Consider the following 17,318-nt stretch of genomic DNA (forward strand, 5'->3'; position numbering starts at 1 on the left):
TCTGATTACGTCGATAAGTGCGGTATCCCACACGGCCACCGGAAAACTATCTGACCAAATTCTGACACCTCGCAGTGCCGCTGAACTTTCAACAACTACGACGGCTAGAAGGCGCCCGGCTCATGGTCGCGACCTCGTGGGATGAGGCGACGGTGGGGTCGGTGCCAGTGCGGCGGCCGAGGCGGCCGGCTGGACAGGGACGCCTCCCTGCCCCTGGATGGCCAGCGCCAAGTGCACCGTCCGCACGATGGATCTTCACCAGTGCCCCTTCGGCCCTCGTCCCGAACCCGCCCTGCGCCGGCGGTACCGCCCAGCATCTCGTGCTGGGTGTGGGTCCTGCTCATGCTTCAGACCGCCGGAATCGCCGCACTGCTCTCGCACGCCTCGAGTAAAAGCTCTCCGAGGCGATCCTCACGGGCGGCGGCGCCTTTGCCGGAACCGTGCTGCTACTACTGGCCATCGCTCACTTCGTCAGCGGCAAGTAAGTCGCCGCCACCCCTGACGACCAACGGCGGAAGCTCTCACGGGCTTTCCGCCATCGCTCTGCATGGTCACAGTCCGGCGTCCGAGGTTCTCCCTCACTGCGGCACGCCCGCTGGAGGGGACGGTAGGCAACTGCCGGTTCCCACGGCCAAGACCAGGCCACGTAGAGTGATCGACTTGATTCTCTCCGTATATTTATGGGCGTGGCGCCCAACACCGTGGTCATCCACGTGCCGACCGGCCGCGAGCTCGACCTGACCGACCTGCCCGACCTGGGTCACCCCGACCGGCCCGGCCTGCTCGACGAGCTTTACCACCAGCGGCGCAGCCCGCGATACCGGCCGGGCGAGCTGCAGTGCCCGGACTGCCAGGAGAACAACCCGGACTGCCCGGAGTGGATGTTCCTGCGCCGCCGTGACGGGCTTTTCCACGCCGTGCACCACAACAAGAACCTCGGCGATCACCACGAGCCGGAGAGCGACACTCACAAGGCGCTCAAGGAACGCATGGTCACCGCCGCCGAGCGCGGCGGCCTGACCGCAGTAGCCGAAAGCCGGCCCGCGCACGGCCGCCGGCGTACCGACGTGGTCGTCACCGGTGGTGCGCACGACTTGGCCTGTGAGGCGCAGGTCTCTTACGCCACCGCCCGCAGCGTCCGCGAACGCGCCGACCGCGCCCATGACGACGGGCTCACCCCGCTGTGGGCCACCCTCAACGGCGCCGTCGACTGGGCCGGACAGGTGCCGTGGGCCCTGCTGGACCGCAAACCATGGCAGTACTACACCAGCGAGGCCCGGCTCCCGGTCCGCGGCGGCGTCCGCACCCTGCGGATCGCGGCCTGCGGCCGCACCGGCCAGGTCTGTCCCGACCGCCGCCGCGGCCGCCGCTGCACCGGCAAGCACGGCACCTGGGAGCCCGCGCAGATCACCCACCTTGACGATTTGATCGTGCGGGCCGCGCACGGCGAGTTCATGCCCTACCGCACCCACGGCAGTCGGCGTACCAACTGGTTCTGGGTCCGTCCCCAGGACCTGACCCGGATCCGTGAGGAACAAGACGAGCGCAGCTCACGCGCAGACCAGCTGGACAACACCGTTCCGGACGAGCCAGCAACAGACGGTCGCGGGCTCGACCGTACCTGCGGCTACGAGCCGTCGTATCGGATCGCTAAGCGCGCCGCGCGATCGCCTGGCGCGGCCGTCAACGAGCCGGTCGTGGTCGCTCTTGCCCCTGGACCCAACACAGCACCTCAACCGGGCACGGCAGAGAAAGCGCTGGTCAGCGGTCAGGAGGTCGGCGCCGCGCCGTACCGTAGGACCATGATCAACCCGGGGACTGCTCCGCTCGAGCAAGCCAGCGAGGACCTCGCCGCCACCAATCTCAACGCCTTCCTGAGCGCGGTCGCCGAACGCACCGCGGTCTTCGAGCAGGTCCCGATCCGCCGGCGGGTCGCCCGCCTCGAGGGCACCCCGGTCCGCGATCCCGCCGCCGACCGTGACGGCCGCTTCGGCTGGAACCTGCCCCTCTCCGACGGCAGCACCGTGCGCCTGCTGATGCCCGGCGCCCCACTGATCGCGCTGCGCGGCGACATCACCGCCCAGGCGCCCTGCCTCTACGTCAACGGCAACGCCTGGTGGTGGGACGGCGCCGTCGATCAGGTCGCCAACGAAGGCATGGCAGGACCGCTACTGCTCGACCGCGGACGCGCTGATGGCTGAGTGACTGAAGCCTGGGGAAGCCTGGTGACGCACAGCAGTAATCGGCCTTCAGACGACGCCGAGGCCAAGCAAGACGGTGGTGCCGAGGAGGCCGGCACCCGTCAGCAGACTGATCCGATTGAGATGGGCTCCGTCCAGCGGGGTGACCGGCACGAGCACCGAGGCCAGCATGACGATGGCAGCGGCGGCCAGGGCACCTACGACGGGGGTAGCGAATGCCGCTGCCTCGACGAACAGCACGAGACCGATCGTCCCGAGCGCGACCGGCGCCGCAAAGTGTATCCGTGGCGCATCGGACACCGGCGCGAAGATTGCGCTTGCTATCGCGAAGGCGATACCGGGACTCCAGCTGCTGTGCTGCACCGTCTGCCCGGCACGCCGGGCCACAAAAACCTCGAGCTTGCATCGTGACCCACGACAGGAGGAGCACACCAATGACCAGCAGGATCGTTTCGCCGTATGGGCTACGGCCCCGTACCGCCCCGAACGCGAAGATCAACGTTGTTGCCGCGATACCCCAAGCTGGGCTCTGAAGACGTCGGCTGCCCTTGCCGGCGAATGTCTCGAGCCACTGCTGGGCGTTGCCCGGGGTAGCGGCGGCGCGGGCCAGGGTCAGACCGAGCACCAGTACAGCGAGCACACCGGCCGCAGGCGCCGGTGACAGCGCCGGTAGTCCGGCGAGCGTCCATCGCGGCGGAACGGACTTCGACAGGTCCAATCCGGTTCGGTAGGTGGCCGTGTCGGTGGTGACTACGCGAGGGGCCTTCCGGAGTTTCTCGTCGAGCGCGAAGGCGCGTGCATAGGCGCCTTGCGACTGGAGGAAGTATCCGGGTCCCATCTGGCTGTATACCGTGGCGAGATTGAGCCAACCGAGGGCGTAGTCGGGGTGAGCGCCAACCGCCCGGCGCAAAGCATCGACGGCCTCGTCGCTGCGGCCCCGGTGCGTGAGCGCGACGCCCAAGTCGTTGGCGGCCGGGTAGGCCCCGTCGCCTCAGGTTCGCGAACACTGGGCCTTGCAAGCCGAGCAACGCCGCAGGATTCTTGTTGCCAGAAGGTCGACCGGCCGGGCCGAACCGCTGGTCACTTGCATCGCTGTCGCCGACCGCGTACTTGCCGGCGGAGGACTCGCCGTCGATGACCAGCGAGTTCGGCTGCCCGGCCCGTCGTCGGGGGCACAGCTCCTCGGCGGGCGTCCGACCGCGCCGTCCTGATTGTCAGCGGACCGGTTCGTCGGCCTCGAATTCGTCGGCCAGACGTAGTATGACGTCCGGGTACACGGCGGCCAGGACGGGCAGCGGGGTGGTCCACGGGCCGGCCGCGAGTGCCCGGCCCAGCAGATGCGCGGCGGCGGGCGGCCCGGCGCCTCGGGCGATCTCGGCGAGGGCGTGGGCCTTCCGCTCGGTCTCGGTCACCGCTTCAATGATCTCGGCGCCCCGCTCGGTCTGCCCGCGCGCGGCCAACTCCAGACCGACCGTGGACAAAGCCTCGTCCCGCTCCATGTCGGGGATTGCACGGGCGACCTTCTCGGCGTCGGACAAACGGCCGGACCGCGCGAGGGACACCGCGATCTTCGCCATCCGTCCGGAGCTGAGGAACCGCTGGAGATCGGGATCTGTCGGACGGAAACCGGGCTGAAGGGCGGCTCGAACCGCGCCGATCAACGCGAGTGAGGACGCGGCCGCGGGCGAACGGGGAGTGCCGCGGGCAATGCTGTCGGCCGTAGGGTAGCCGCCGGCCAGGACGGCGGCATCAACCGCCGCGTCAAACGGCTGTTGCACATCCCACTCGGTCAGGTGCCGGGTCCGCCGGTGGGCGAGAGTGTCGGCCAGCACTCGTGCCAAGTAGGCTGCTAGGCCGTAGTCTCCGGCCTCGGCGAGGGCTTGACCGAGACGACCGAGTCTCTCGCCCGGTTCGAGCCGGTGGCGCACCGTGACGACCAATCGGCTGGCGAGTGCACGCTGACCGGCGCGTGCTGCGGCGACCGCGATCGACGACATCGCGTCGAAGCTACTGATCGTCTGGGCGAGCCGTTCGGCCTGCGCCCACCGGCCTTGCTCGGCTGTCACCGCCACGACACGGGCCAGTACCACGGTTCGGTCTGGCACGGACGGATTGTCGCGGGCGACGCGTTCGGCCCAGTCGTGGTCCCCGCGCCGGGCCATGGCACCGGCTACCCCGGCAAGGGCGCCCACCTGAGAAAACTCGCTGTCGGCCAGGCGTGCGAGATGCTCGGCACGCTGGTAGTGCCCGCTGTCGGCCAGCTTCTCCGCGACGATGGCCCGTAGATGTGCCCGTTGTGGAGGGTAGGTGATGGACTCGGCGAACAGCTCGACTGAGTCGTAGCGTCCCCACTCGCACAGCGCTCGGACGAACCGCTCCGGCTGCCAACCCCCGCCGCCCGGCTCGAGAGTATGTAGCGTGCCGGCCAGCTTTTCTGCCACGTCTCGCGCGCCGGCAGCGACCGCTTCCTCGACGATTGCCGAGAGTACGGAGATAAGCGACGAGGGGGGGCCGGCACGGGCGATCCGCTCGGCTCGGTCGTATGCTCTCGTGATCGCCACCGCGCGGACGACCGCCAAGGCTTCCGCGCTCCGCTGGCTACTGTCGACGAGAGGACGGACAATCCCTTCGGCCTCGTTGGCCAGCCGCTTCGCGACCGCCGGCGATCCGGACCGGGCGGCGATCATGGCGATCCGGGTCAGCCCGTCGGCGCGGATGGAGGGCGAGCCGATGATGCCGACGATGCGCTCTGCTTCCGCGTAGTCGCCGAACACCACCATCGCCTCGGCCACCCTAGCCAAGATTGGATCCCGGATGAACAGGCCGTCCGGGTCGATGATCGCCGCAGCGATCCGCTCGGCCTGCGCCAGCCGGCGCCGCGCGCGGTCCGATTCTCCGGTCCGGGCCAGTGCTTCGGCCGCAGCAGCAAGCGCTCCGGCCGTGCGCTCCTGAACCTCGAAGTTGTCGACCTCTCCGTCGAGCTCTCCGGCCCGCCGATCTGCCTCGGCCGCAAGTCGGGCGGCGCGGTCGGTCAGACCGGCTGCGGCAGCCAGCTCGGCCAAGCCCGCCAGGGTCTCGACTCGTGGCCGCGGTCCGCCGATCTGGGCAACAAATTCCTCGGCTTGTTCGTGATCACCGTTCGCCGCCATCGCCCTCGCGATGCCTGCGAGGCTCTCACCGTCACTGTACGGCCGATCGTCCAACCCGTCGGCGATGCGCTTCGCCTCCTCGTGGTGACCCGCTCGGGCCATTACCTCGGCGAGGCTCCGCCGGGAGGCGTGCGAAGGTTCTCGGGTCCCGGCGGCCTTCGCCAGCTCGACGGCTTGGTTCGGCTTCCCCACCTCGGCCAGTGACCGGGCGAGGGAAAACAGCGCTGCCTGACGCACCGATTCGGACTCCACCGTACTTGCCATGCGGACGGCCTCGTCGTGGTGCCCGTGGTAGGCCATCGCCTGAGCGACCTGCGCTCGGGTAGAGTCACGGTCGTAGACGGAGGTCAGCGACTCTGCAAACGCGGCGGCGCCGTCGAAGTCGCCGGCGTCAGCAATCGCTTTTGTAAGCTGCCTAGCCCCCCGGCTGTACCGGCCACCGTCGGTGATTGCCCGGAGCATCGCCTCGGCCCGCGGTACCTCGCCGAGCGTCGCCCAGACGGCCGGCAATTCGTCCGGGATCCAACGGTTGCGGGCCTGCAGCTCGTTACGATGCCGAGACAGGTGCACCAGTCGTAGCAGGTCAGGCGGATTGCGGGCAAGCAGGTGATTTTGAGCTAGGCCGATCTCGGTGAACGCCGCGGAATCGCCACCAGTGGCAGCCAGCATCCGGTCGTGCCGCCGCGAATCGATCGCCAAGTTGACCAGCCGATCCCGATCACCGACCTCGGCCAGCCGCCGGGGATACCCGCGGATAAGGTACGCGGGAGTCTGCTCCGGCCACTGCCGCCCACGATAGTCGTCGGCCCAGGCGTGGATGCGGGCCTCGAACCCGGCGAGGATGTGCGGGCCGAGCCGGTCGACCGCTTCAGCCTGCAGCGTTTCATGGGTGAACAGATACTCACTGCCACGGGCGGCGATCGTGCGTCCGAAGACCCCGCCTAGCAGCCCGTCGAGGCGGAAGGCGGGCTCGGTCGTCAACTCGAGTAAATCCGGCCGGCTGAGACCACCGCCGGCTGCGGTGACCAATCCTACGATTTCATAGGCCAGCTGCCGCTGTCCGGCGCGGTCGACGGTTAGCACTTCGTCGAGCTCCCGCTGGGCCAGCTCAGCGATCCGCTGGGCGTGCGGCGACGGCTCCAGCGTGCGCACCCGGCAGGTCCGCAGCGGGTGGTCGCCGTCGACATCGGCCGGGACCGGCGGGTCCGGCCGACCCGCGACGATCACCCGAAGCCCGTCCGGCGGACGTTTGGGCAGAGTAGCTGCGATGCTCGCAAGTCCTGAGCCTGGAAAGGACCCGCTGTCCTCGTCCAGGCCGTCAACGAGCAGCACGAGTCGCCGGCCCGTCTCGACTGCCCGCTTGGCAGCGACCGGCAGCAGCCGCTGGCGTAGCCGGTGCCGTTCCCCGGCGGTCGCGGCCGGCGGCACCGGTTCACCGGTGATCGCGGCGAGCTGGTCGAGGAGCGCGTCGGTGAACGCGGTGCTGTCGGACTGCCCGGCCAGCCGCGCCGTCACGAAAAACGAGACTACCCAGGTGCCGGATGGCGGATGGCGGGAGAACCACGACATCAGCGCGGTCTTGCCAGCCCGCGCTGGAGCCTGCCACCACACGTACGGCTCGTCACCGGCGCACCACCCGGCCAGCTCAGCCAGCTCTGCCTCTCGGCCGCTCAGCTCGACCGGCGCGATATCCGCGACCTGCTCGGGATACCCGCAACGGCGCCACCACGAGTTGGCGGACGGGAGTACCACCCGGGTATCCGCAGCGGGCGTAGTTAGCTCTCGCAGCCGCTCCAAGAATCGCCGCTCAGGCAGGCGATCCGGCCTGGCGTCGAAGTAGTTGACGGTGCCGAGCTCGAACCAGGGTTCACCGGACAGCAGCAGCGGCAGGATCGGCTTCGCTCGGTCCCGGGCCCGCTGCACCTCGTTGCCGACGTAGATTGAGGCCTCGGCGGCCGGGGACATCACCACAAGCAGCACGGCGCAGTCGTCGATCCGGTCGCGGAGTTCGTGCGCCCACCGGTCACCAACCTCGAGGCGCTGCCGGTCAAGCCACACCGGCACCCCGGCCTCGGTCAGCCACTCGGCCAACCGGTCCACATAGAGCTCGTCGCAGCGGCTGTAGCTGATGAACACATGTCCCGCCACCAGCACACCGTACGCCGGTCAGCGGAACTTCAGGCCCTAGCGGGCCAGGGGCAGCGGCGTTTCCGGCACGGTGGAGTGTCATAGCGATGTCGGCCTGAACGAGTACCAGGTCCGCGACTGGCGGGCCTGGTACTCGCACGTCACCTTGTCGATGGCCGCTTGCGCCTGGCTCGTGGTCGCCCGGACCTTGACCGCGCAACAGCAAACAGCAGCAGTGACGGCATGATGATCGCTACACGGTATCGGAGATCCGGCGCTTGCTAGCCGCACTGTTCGTCCGCCACCACCAGCCCAAACACGTCTGGTGGTGGTCACGCTGGCGACGACGAGGCCAACACCAAGCCCGCCTCAGCCACTATTACACCGCGGCTATCCACTCAGGTGAAGTGCCGTTGCAGTACTAAGGCGGCTTCTCGACGTGATGCAGGCTGACGTGTTGGCCTGCACGATCGGGGGGGCGCCCGGACACACCTGGCTCAACAGCGTCGCCACCAACGGGGTCGGTGGTCCGGGTCGCCAGTTACGCCGCCCGGGCGGAGGGTGGAGCTGAAATGACGCTTTATGGGAGAACAACGCCTCGCTAGCTTATGGACCGGCAATCTGTCACGGAGCGTAGAGGTGGGGCGTTGAGGGACATTTGGAAGAAGCTGGCGGCCGGAGTTTGCGCTGTTTTCGGGGCCGGGCTGCTTTATGCGGCTGTGCCGTCGGCAGACGCGGCGGTTGCTGCTTCATCGTGGACGCCGGCTGAGTTGTTCAAGGCGGCGGCGCCGACAAACCCCTTTCCGGGCGGACAACCGAACGGCGGGGTGTGGCGGCTCGCCGAAGGCAATGGGTTCGACACCGGAGGCTATCGGGCGCTGAACTCATACACGGGGGCCAACTGCGGGATCGGCGGCTATCGGGTCTTCAGCGACCCGTCGGGGCTGCCGCTCGTGGGATGGAACGGTTCCGGCCGCGACATCACCAACGAGGCCGGGACGTGTGCCACCCCGTTCACCATTCCTGCGGGGGCGGTCGTCGTGCATCCGATGGCGGCCGACGCGGTCATCGAGTGGACGTCGCCGGTGGACGGGACCGTTGACGTCACGGGACGGTTGTGGGACGCGGACACCAGCTGCGGCAACGGCGTGGGATGGAAGCTGGCAGTCATTCCGCTCGGGGCGGGGCCGGTCACGACGTTGACGAGCGGAAGCTTCGGCAACGGGGGGACCTCTACGATCGACGCGGTGGCCGCCGCCGGGCAGGCCGTGGCCAGAGGCAGCCGGATCATCCTGGTGGTCGACGATGCCGGGGACACCACCTGTGACCTGACGAACGTCGACCTGACCGTCCGATCCAGCCCGGGCCGGTACGCCTACGTGGCCATGGGGGACTCGTACTCGTCGGGCGAAGGGTCGCCGGAGAACACCTTCTATCGGGACACCGTCGTGCCGGACCAGAAGACCGGTGGGAGCACCGGCTGTCACCGCTCGAGCAAGGCGTGGGCCACCAACATCGCGGCGACCCGGAAGCTGACCGGCAACCAGTGGAAGTTCGCGGCCTGCAGCGGGTCTGTGCTCAACGACTTCTTCGCGGCCAACCACGCCAACCCGGCCGAGGCGCCGCAGACGTCGTTCCTGTCATCGGACACGAAGCTGGTGACGATGACCATCGGCGGCAACGACGTCGGATTTTCCACGATCGTCAAAGACTGCATCTTCGACGAGCTGCGTCAGAAGGGGCAGCCCGGATGCCGGCAGTCGGGCCGGGTGGCAAACACCACGGCCGAGGACGGGCTCCGGAAGCTTCGGGAGACCAAGCCCATCGGCGGGCAGCAGCTCAACCGCCTGGCCGAGGCTTACCTGTACGTCGCAACACACATCGCGCCGGACGGCAAGGTCATCGTTGCGCAGTATCCGCGGTTGTTCGCCAGTGGTGCCGCCTTCTACCGGGCGTTCCCCTTGCGTAACACGGCCTCGTGCCAGGTCGGCACGGCCCACTTCGCCGCCTCTAGGGCAGCGTTGCCGGACCGTATCTACGTCGCCAAGGCCGACGCCGACTACCTCAACGGTGTCCTCGACCGCGGGAACGCGATCATCGCTGACGGGGTCAAGCAGGCCAACGACGCTTTGAAGGCGCAGGGCCGAAGCGCGCAGGTCGTCCTGGCCGACGGGGTGAACAAGCAGTTCGATTCGGATCGGGTCTGTGACGCAGGGGCGCACATCAACGGGGTGATCCTGCACGGGTTGCAGAAGGGCGGGAACGCCCAGAATCAACACCCCGATCCCGATCAGCGCAGCTTCCACCCGAATACCGACGGGCAGAGCGACTACGCCCGCGCCGTGAAGGCGAAGCTGGGGTGATTCCACAGATCCCGATTCAGCCAGCGGGGGAGAGGTGGCCGGTAGCGGTGTCGCTTTGAACGGTGTCCCGATGCCGTCCCGGACGCCTCGGTAGACCTTCTTGCTAAGCGCCGCGACTACTGCAATCCCTCGAGCGAAGGGCGTGATTCTGGCGGTTTGCCTTAGCCCGACCCGGGCGGCTCAACTGGCCCCACCAAGAGAGGCTCAGGCTGGCGCGAATCCTCGTCACGCCGCGTTGTCTATCAACGCGAGGGCCGCGGCGATGCGGAGATGTGTCGATGCGGGAGAATCCCGGCCATGACGTCGTCGCGGTGGCTCAGCCGTTACCTCGCCGGAGACCGCGAGCAGGTATGGCAGGACATGCGCCAACTGGGCGGCACGGTGCGGGAGCGCTCCAATCTGGCTGAGGAAGCGCAGGCGGTCTGCGACGAGATGGCACGTCGAGCACGGCAGAACGTCGAGGTTGTCATCGAGCGACTGTCCGATGCCGGCTACCGGTTCCACTCCAACGACGACGAGCAGACGCCCGTGAGACCTCACGTCGCGCCGACCGCGACGGCGGACGAGCTCGCTTCCTAGCTTCAGGAACAGTCCGAGGAGGTGCCCATGGCTCTCCTGTCTTGGACCAGGATCGTCGGGGACGTCTGGCTGGTCGGAACCCACCCGCAGTGGCCCGACTCGGCTTCAGGCGATCCGCTGGTGATCGAGGTGGAGGGCTCGCGCTACCCGGGAGACTCGTCAATCCGGGAGTATTTCGAGGATCAGTGGGACGCGTGGCGCGACACCGCGCAGAGAACCTCCACGCTGCCGAGCCGTTCGTGCTGACCCTGGTGCCGGATCGCTTACACAAGGAGAACGTGAGCGGCGGATCGCCGTGCGGAATCATCCTCCCTGACAGCTCCGTCGAGGGGCTGTTCGTAGGCGAGACCACGACGCCGTTCGTTTCCTTCCGGAACTGGGTCTTCCTTCATGGCGGCTTTCCCGGTATCACCAGGTCAGAGAGCGAATGGCACGTGAAGCAAGATCTCGCTAGGGATCTGCTACCGCTCTGACACACCCGGCACGTCGGTCTCGCCGTCGGCCACCCGGCTCAGCCCCTGAACCATCAGCAGCAGGTTCACTTCGACGTACGCAACCAGTCGGTGCTGGCGGCCTTGACTCTTGCCGAGCTCACTCAGTTCGTCGGCGCAGACGGAACCGAAGATCGTCTGGTCGTCGCCGATGTCCCAGATGGCCCAGCGGACATCCCCAACAGGGAGGCACCTCCACGTTCGCCACGTGCCGGCGGAGCTCGGCTGGATCGACCGGAGCCTCACGGCGAATCACGGCAACACCAACGCCTTCCGGCTGGCTCCGTCGCTCGTCACGGCGGGAAACGTAGCGGCTTGACTGTGTCCCTTGCAGTTCGCAATTGCGAACATCCCGTTGTAAAAGCCGGCCAGCGCTGCTGGCGGCGAACAACGGCCGCCGATCGCGGGTACCGGCGCCCGCGACGGCTCAGGGACGGGCAGCCGGTTCGAGCCAGGCCGCCACAGCCAGTCAGGTATAACATCCAGCCACCGAGCGTAGGTAGGGTGGCGCGACGACGTGCGCCCAACCCTTGGGTAACTACAGCGCCCGGTGATCGCAGTCGTGACCGAACTGCTCGAGGCGATCCCGCCGATCGCTCCACTGACCTGTAACCCCGGGCGAGCAGCAGCACCGCGAGGGTCGGGGCGCTGCGCCCGCTTGCGTCCCGTGTCGGTGTCGGCCGCTGCCAGCATGCGCAGAGTACGGTCCGTTCATTACTAACTGGCTCGGGCTGGTGTCACGTCAAGCCAGTAGGCCACGCGCATACGGCCGCAACCGGCTCTATCAGGCGACATTACTTCTGCGAAGCCTCCACAGAACCCGGCCAGAAGGTGTACGCAATCCCGGTCAGAAGGACCCACAGGCCGAGGAGCAGCCCCACCCATGCGGCGCCCTCATGCTCGACCATCCCGTAGATACTGCCCGCGAGCATCATCACTCCCAGCAGTAAGGTCCCGAGGCCGAACAGACGCTTGCCGGACGAGCGCTTCCTGAGAATCCCTCCGACTGTCATCAGGGCCATCGTCAGTGCATACAGACTAAACAAAATGGACAAAATGATGGCAGCGGAAGATCGGGGAAGTAGGTCGAACAGAACGCCGAGAAGGTAGATGATTGCCGCGGCGATGAGATTCGCCAGAACGTTGACCAGTACGTCTCTCGGAAACCCGGCGAGTCCTTGGCCCTGGCTCTGGTATCGCTCGTGCTCAGCTGCAGGCGTCATTGCGTGACGCTAACGCTGCGTTCATGCCGACGCCTCGTTACGCGCCGTCAAGCGCAGGTGCGGCAGCGGGTTGCCGGTTACAACTGCTGACCACGGCCGCCGGCATCCTGACTCTCGTTCCCTTGGTCCGCCGATCAACAGCGCCGTACCCTTGACGTCGCAGTCGGCAGACTGGGTCGCCGCGGCTTGATCCCGTGGCTTCCCTCCGGCGACGCGGCGATCTCGGCGCCACTCCGTCCCGGCGTGAACCTGGCTCGGCAAGGCGCCAACGGCGGTCTTGTCTACCTGGGGATAGGCGGCGAACGGCGCGGCCAAGGTCTTAAAGCACGTCTGACTGTCTACCGGCGGGGCAAGCCGCCGTCAGCGGATCGGGCGATGCGGCGCTGGATCTAGCTCTTCGCGATCCAGCATTCGTGCAAGTCCAGCTCGCCGAGCTCCTTGACCGCTCGCCGAAACCCGCCGCCGTCTGGGCTCGAGACGCCTTGCGATGGGCTGACCTGTTCGTCCGCTAGGCCGTCACGGCAGAACGGTCCGCAGCCGTGACGCTCGAGCGTGCCGTGCTGGACGCGTCTGCGTGCAGCAATCCAGGGACATCGCTCGACCTGGTGGCGCCCGTAGTGACCCTTATGTTGTCGCCATTGAGAGACTCGGTTGGCGTGTATCCGGCTTACAGGCTGACTCGTCCGTTGCCTACCTGACCAGGGCGCTCTGCACCCCTCCGGAATTGGCGTTTTGTACGTCAGTTTTAGTCGGTTTCGGTCAGCGTTTGACGGCCCAGCCACGGCCCAGGACGGCCCGAGAACAGTCATTAGAAGCATCGGGGACGCCTATCTGAGCGGGCATTCCGTAGCGCAGGCCACGCCCGGGCCGGCTGCGCCTGCCTGGTCCAGTTGGAGCCATACCACGTCTGAACGAGATGAACAGGCAAGCGCGGTCTGGCTGCCTCGCGGCGGATACCCGCCGGGCTCCGGCGTCCCATAGCCGCCGGGTCCAGGGAGGTAGCCCGGCCGCCGGAGGCTATCCACGGGTGCAGGGTCGGAGATCCTGCCCACCGGAGGCGCTAGCTGGTGATGATGGTGCTAAGTTCGGCCGTCCAGCGTCACTACCCCCGCCCGCGCTGCGCCAACACATCGAAGGGTCGGTAGTCCGATGTCGGCTCTGAGCACCACCGCTTCTACCCGCGAAGGTCGTTTCGGACGGAGCTGGCTGCTTGCTCTCTTGGCCGGCGGCTGGGGGTCGATGGTGTTCGACAACGTGAACGACCCGATCCTTGCTGCCCCTTTCTTCGTATTGACGACACTGGCGACGGCCGCCCTCGGTTATGAGCTCTACACCCAGGCTCGTCGCCCGTCCGGGGAGGGCGTGGCTCGGTGGGAGCGCTCTGATACAGCCATCGTCACGTTCTTGGTCGGTCTAGCCGCGGTCATCTCTGTAGTTATGGTTCTTCGGCCGTTTACGGCGCCCGAGCAATCGGCAAGAGCGTCATTCGCGGTGCTGTACGTGGTGTTAGCCAGTATCTTCGCCTGGCAGCGAAGCTCAGCGATGTCCCCGCCGTAGCGCTTGGAATGTTGCTCAGAGCCTCGACTGTCTCCCTGGTGGGATCCGGTCGGGGCTTCGCCATGTTCGGCTGAGTTTCGGGTCTGCGCAGTCGGGGTCGACGCCAGGAGCGCAGCGGCAGGCGTTGATCTCTGAGCTGCGCCTTTAAGATGTAGGGAAGGCCTCACACTGTGCGCATCGGCTGTTGTCACGTCTCATGACCTGCGCGACACATCAGCATCAGGACATGCGTGACACAAAGACCGCTGGGTGCATCACGGTTAGTCAGCAAATCATGGGAGACGCGTGGTCAGCGGCAAACCGGTCGTTCGTTGGCCCAGCGGCACTCTGTCCCTTCCGACAGTCTCTGGCTACAAGAAGCTCTCGGACGGCACCAAAAAGGGAAACTGAGCGGTCACCGCCCTAGGTGACAGGAGGTTGAACTCGGCCGGGACAGACGGCACACTGTTCGCTGCTCCCGCCGGACCGCATAGGAAACAAGACCACCGATGGACGAGGCCGAGTTCTGGGAGCAGATCGACCAGGTCACCGAAGTGCGGTTCGGGGGACCGGGTGGCTGCTCTGCACTCCCGGTTGAAGATGCTGGGTCCGGAACAGCTGACCGGGTTCGCCGACCGGTTGCACGAGGTCTTGGACCGGCTAGACACCCCCGCACACGCCGCGGCCTGCCACGGAATCGGCGACGCGTTCCTGTACATGCGCTGCGCCGTGGTGCTGTCCGGGCGGACCACCTTCGGCAACGTGGCCTTGCACCCGCCTGCCATGGCGGCGTTCGACGGCTGCGAGGCCGAACGGCTGCTGGATGCCGCCGCGCGGGCCTACGAGAAGAGCACCGGCTTACCCTGGGAACACGACCCGGCCGCCTTCAGCGACGAGGAGCCGTACTCGCGCTGGCTGGACATCTCTTTTCATTCGGAGGACCCCTGGGCTACCAACCTGGGACTGGAGTACGAACTCACGTACGCCGACCTGATCGACGACCTGTGCCACAGCGCCATCTGGACGTCCTGGTGGCAGGGTTCCGGCCGTGACGAACTCATCGCTGACGTGTATCTCGGATCAACCAGGCCCGTGGCTGCACGCCGAGGCCGCCGAATCGTGAAATTGACCTTGCACTGGACGACGCTGGGCTCGCACAGCAGCCTGGGAGCCTCACAGTCACGGCAGGCTTACGACGACGTTCTGACGGTCTTGACGACGGCGCAGCAGACGCTGGACCTGCCACAGCTACCGGAGCTGCCAAATCCGGCGCCGCCGGACCCGGACTACGTCGAGCAGCAACGCCGAGCTCGTCTTTGACATGGTCGAGTGCATCCCTCGGCATGGGCCGACGTCGTAGGGCGGGTCAGCCAGTGTGGCGACGGTGCCGTCGGTACAGGCGACGACCTGGCTATCGTGGCGTGCGCTTACCGGCGTGGTGGCGATGCGGGGCGCCCGGGCCGTGCCGGCATGTCGGTGTGGTCTCATGGCGGCCAGGCCCGATCGCGTCCCGGACGCCATTGGTGTGGCTTGACCTGTCGATCCGGTCGCTCGGTGGTCGCTCGGATGTTCAGCGCCACTGCCGGACGCGGCCGGACAGGACCGTATTTTGCTTGTCACGGAGGCCCCTGAGTCGACTCTTGGCCCTTGGAGATGACGGGATGTAGCCTCTCACTGTCGGACCGTGCAGCCTATAAGTCCTCCTTGCGGGAATACTGCTGAACTGCGGACTTTTAATCCTTAGGTTCGGGGTTCGAGTCCCCGGCGGCCCACCCTTCTGAGCTGCGGAAATTCAGATCCGTGCGGCCGGGTCCAGCAGGCTCCTCACCATTGCCCGGGCCGCCTCAGCACCCTCCCTCTCGTGGACTGCAGAATGCATTGCGCTTAGGGTTCGGGCTTCCGCCGACGCCGGCGCTCCGCCGCTGGGTGCTGCGAACGACGTACCTTCGTCAGGGGGCAGGACGAACGGGCACAACGCCGAACCACCGCGTCGGAAGGAAGCCCATGACGTACCGCGAGATCTCCCTTGATGTCGGAAGGCCCTTGGCCGCAGCCTTGGTGACGCTGGCCCAGACACCGGACGAGGCGTGCACCCTTCACGATCAGCTGCTCACGATCGTCCAGCTGGCTACCGAGCGAGTCGAGGCGGCAGATTTCGCGTCCGTTACCGCGCTGCGCGATGGCGCCTTGACCACCGTGGCGGCGAGCGGCGAAATCGCGCGCGCAATCGACCAGGTTCAGTACGGCGATGAAGAAGGCCCGTGCGTCCAAGCCTTTCGTGACGAAGTACCCCACGCCGTTCCTGCCGTCGCCGCCACCATGCGGTGGCCGGGTTTTCGTCGAGAGGCTCTGCGCTGGGGACTTCACGCCTCGGTGTCCGTTCCCCTGTTCGTCGCCAGCGGCAAGGCGGCGGCGATCCTCAATCTCCACAGTCGAGACGATGCCGCGATGGCTCCGCTCATCGCGGGTGTGTGGTCGATCTACGATCCCGACCGCCGGCTTCCGTACGACGACAACCTGCGGCCGGTGGGGGTGGGCGGGCAGGAAATGCTCGATGGCTTCGCCGGCGCCGTGCAGATCCGCGCCACCATTCAACGTGCTCTTCACACGATCATGAATGAGGAGCAGGGGACGGCCGTCGAGGCGTACTGGAAGCTGTCCCACCGCGCGACCCGGCACAAGCGGCCGATCCTGGAGATGGCACGGACGTTGCTGGCGAGCCAGGTGCCGGAAGCGGACGCCTGATCATCGGGGAAGGCGCGTCACGAATCACCCGGCGCCGAGCAGTCCGGATCGGATGCCACAAAGGCGGAGCCCTTCGACGGCAGCATGATGCTGAGCAGATCGGCTCGCACGGTGCGCGACGGCAGCAGATCGACGGAGCCGAGCCGCAGCTGATCGGCGGCGGCGCGAATGGACGGCGCGATGATCTCGCGGGTGACCCGTGTGCAGATCTTCTCATTGATCCAGCATTCGAAGGTCACGAGGTCGGTCCGGCCATTGTCGAGGGGTTGCAGAAAGGCCAACTCGCCGACGAGTCCGACGGGTACCGAGCGTTGTCCGTCGGATTCCGATATCGCCCGGCAGAAGATCCGGGCGGTGAACGGACTGGAGCCCGGCCAGTACTGCACCTGGGTGAACAGACCGGCAAAAGTCTCGAGGCGTTCCGGATCGAGACCGCAGCCTTTCAACTGATCGAGGTCGGCGGCGAGCGCGACGGCCAAGGTGAGGTCACGATGGTTCACCGAGCCGACCTTCGTGGCGCGCATGGCTTGGGGCAGCAGGCCGGTCTCCGGATCGTAGAGCTGCCGCGTGACCTCGGACTCTTGCTCCCAGCCCTCGACCACGAACGCCGCTCCGGGGGTCGCGCACGCGAACTCGGGAAGCTCGGCACGAAGGATGCCGGCGAGATGCAGGTACATGCCGGAAAGAGCCGGAATATCGTCGGTCACGGTAGGGCCGGAATGGAATCCCAGCCAGCGGCAGACCTCGTCATGGGCGGCCTCGCCGGTGAGATCGGGACGCTCGATTTGATCCGCCTCGGTAAGAGTGTGCGCCATGTATGTGCTCACCTCGGAGATCCTTTCTTGCGCTGTCGGCTGAAGTCAGCGAGCGTGGAGAAATATCCCGGCCGAACGCGGCCACCCGG

Annotated in this window: 13 protein-coding genes and 1 pseudogene; 9 read left to right on the plus strand and 5 right to left on the minus strand. The window is 67.1% G+C overall.

Annotated features, from left to right (window positions below; all coding sequences use genetic code 11):
• Positions 1 to 686: 686 nt before the first annotated feature.
• Positions 687 to 2,201: a competence protein CoiA family protein gene (locus ACSNN8_RS14090; RefSeq protein ID WP_436649622.1), complete on the plus strand. Its 1,515-nt coding sequence runs from the start codon at positions 687 to 689 to the stop codon at positions 2,199 to 2,201.
• A 48-nt stretch (positions 2,202 to 2,249) separates the two neighbouring features.
• Here ACSNN8_RS14090 and ACSNN8_RS14095 read toward each other — a convergent pair whose 3' ends face one another.
• Together ACSNN8_RS14095 and ACSNN8_RS14100 are read right to left on the minus strand one after the other, a co-directional pair.
• The gene (locus tag ACSNN8_RS14095; RefSeq protein WP_436649623.1) at positions 2,250 to 2,441 is read right to left on the minus strand and encodes a hypothetical protein; all 192 of its coding nucleotides are present in this window, start codon (positions 2,439 to 2,441) and stop codon (positions 2,250 to 2,252) included.
• Positions 2,442 to 3,415: 974 nt separating this feature from the next.
• On the minus strand, positions 3,416 to 7,498 hold the full coding sequence (locus tag ACSNN8_RS14100) for a TIR domain-containing protein (protein WP_436649624.1): 4,083 nt from the start codon (positions 7,496 to 7,498) through the stop codon (positions 3,416 to 3,418).
• 91 nt (positions 7,499 to 7,589) lie between these two features.
• On the opposite strand from ACSNN8_RS14100, the pseudogene ACSNN8_RS14105 reads away from it, so the two are divergent.
• From ACSNN8_RS14105 to ACSNN8_RS14125, 5 genes and pseudogenes are all read left to right on the plus strand, one after another.
• Positions 7,590 to 7,724, plus strand: a pseudogene (locus tag ACSNN8_RS14105) (IS701 family transposase); the annotation flags it as partial.
• Positions 7,725 to 8,124: 400 nt separating this feature from the next.
• Entirely contained in the window at positions 8,125 to 9,840 is a 1,716-nt protein-coding gene (locus ACSNN8_RS14110) for an SGNH/GDSL hydrolase family protein (RefSeq protein WP_436649625.1), read from the plus strand.
• Positions 9,841 to 10,137: 297 nt separating this feature from the next.
• Positions 10,138 to 10,419 carry a hypothetical protein gene (locus ACSNN8_RS14115; protein WP_436649626.1) on the plus strand — a complete coding sequence of 94 codons (282 nt, stop codon included), beginning with the start codon at positions 10,138 to 10,140 and terminating at the stop codon, positions 10,417 to 10,419.
• A gap of 27 nt (positions 10,420 to 10,446) precedes the next feature.
• Positions 10,447 to 10,665, plus strand: coding sequence for a hypothetical protein (locus ACSNN8_RS14120; RefSeq protein WP_436649627.1), 219 nt, complete (start codon positions 10,447 to 10,449; stop codon positions 10,663 to 10,665).
• Positions 10,659 to 10,892: a hypothetical protein gene (locus tag ACSNN8_RS14125; RefSeq protein WP_436649628.1), complete on the plus strand. Its 234-nt coding sequence runs from the start codon at positions 10,659 to 10,661 to the stop codon at positions 10,890 to 10,892. The genes ACSNN8_RS14120 and ACSNN8_RS14125 overlap by 7 nt, the downstream gene beginning before the upstream one ends.
• On the opposite strand, the gene ACSNN8_RS14130 is transcribed toward ACSNN8_RS14125, so the two are convergent.
• Both ACSNN8_RS14130 and ACSNN8_RS14135 read right to left on the minus strand, forming a co-directional pair.
• The gene (locus ACSNN8_RS14130; RefSeq protein WP_436649629.1) at positions 10,881 to 11,156 is read right to left on the minus strand and encodes a hypothetical protein; all 276 of its coding nucleotides are present in this window, start codon (positions 11,154 to 11,156) and stop codon (positions 10,881 to 10,883) included. The two genes, ACSNN8_RS14125 and ACSNN8_RS14130, sit on opposite strands and share 12 nt — an antisense overlap.
• A gap of 548 nt (positions 11,157 to 11,704) precedes the next feature.
• Entirely contained in the window at positions 11,705 to 12,133 is a 429-nt protein-coding gene (locus ACSNN8_RS14135) for a hypothetical protein (protein WP_436649630.1), read from the minus strand.
• A 1,149-nt stretch (positions 12,134 to 13,282) separates the two neighbouring features.
• Between ACSNN8_RS14135 and ACSNN8_RS14140 the strand changes: the two genes are divergently transcribed.
• From ACSNN8_RS14140 to ACSNN8_RS14150, 3 genes are all read left to right on the plus strand, one after another.
• Positions 13,283 to 13,690, plus strand: a complete 408-nt coding sequence (locus ACSNN8_RS14140; RefSeq protein WP_436649631.1) for a hypothetical protein — start codon at positions 13,283 to 13,285, stop codon at positions 13,688 to 13,690.
• A 552-nt stretch (positions 13,691 to 14,242) separates the two neighbouring features.
• Entirely contained in the window at positions 14,243 to 14,989 is a 747-nt protein-coding gene (locus ACSNN8_RS14145; RefSeq protein WP_436649632.1) for a DUF4240 domain-containing protein, read from the plus strand.
• A 684-nt stretch (positions 14,990 to 15,673) separates the two neighbouring features.
• On the plus strand, positions 15,674 to 16,414 hold the full coding sequence (locus ACSNN8_RS14150) for a GAF domain-containing protein (protein ID WP_436649633.1): 741 nt from the start codon (positions 15,674 to 15,676) through the stop codon (positions 16,412 to 16,414).
• Positions 16,415 to 16,431: 17 nt separating this feature from the next.
• Here ACSNN8_RS14150 and ACSNN8_RS14155 read toward each other — a convergent pair whose 3' ends face one another.
• Positions 16,432 to 17,241 carry a hypothetical protein gene (locus ACSNN8_RS14155; protein WP_436649634.1) on the minus strand — a complete coding sequence of 270 codons (810 nt, stop codon included), beginning with the start codon at positions 17,239 to 17,241 and terminating at the stop codon, positions 16,432 to 16,434.
• Positions 17,242 to 17,318: the final 77 nt, after the last annotated feature.

Origin of the sequence: Actinoplanes sp. URMC 104 (assembly GCF_051386375.1) — a bacterium.
In the GTDB taxonomy this organism is placed as follows: Bacteria; Actinomycetota; Actinomycetes; order Mycobacteriales; family Micromonosporaceae; genus Actinoplanes.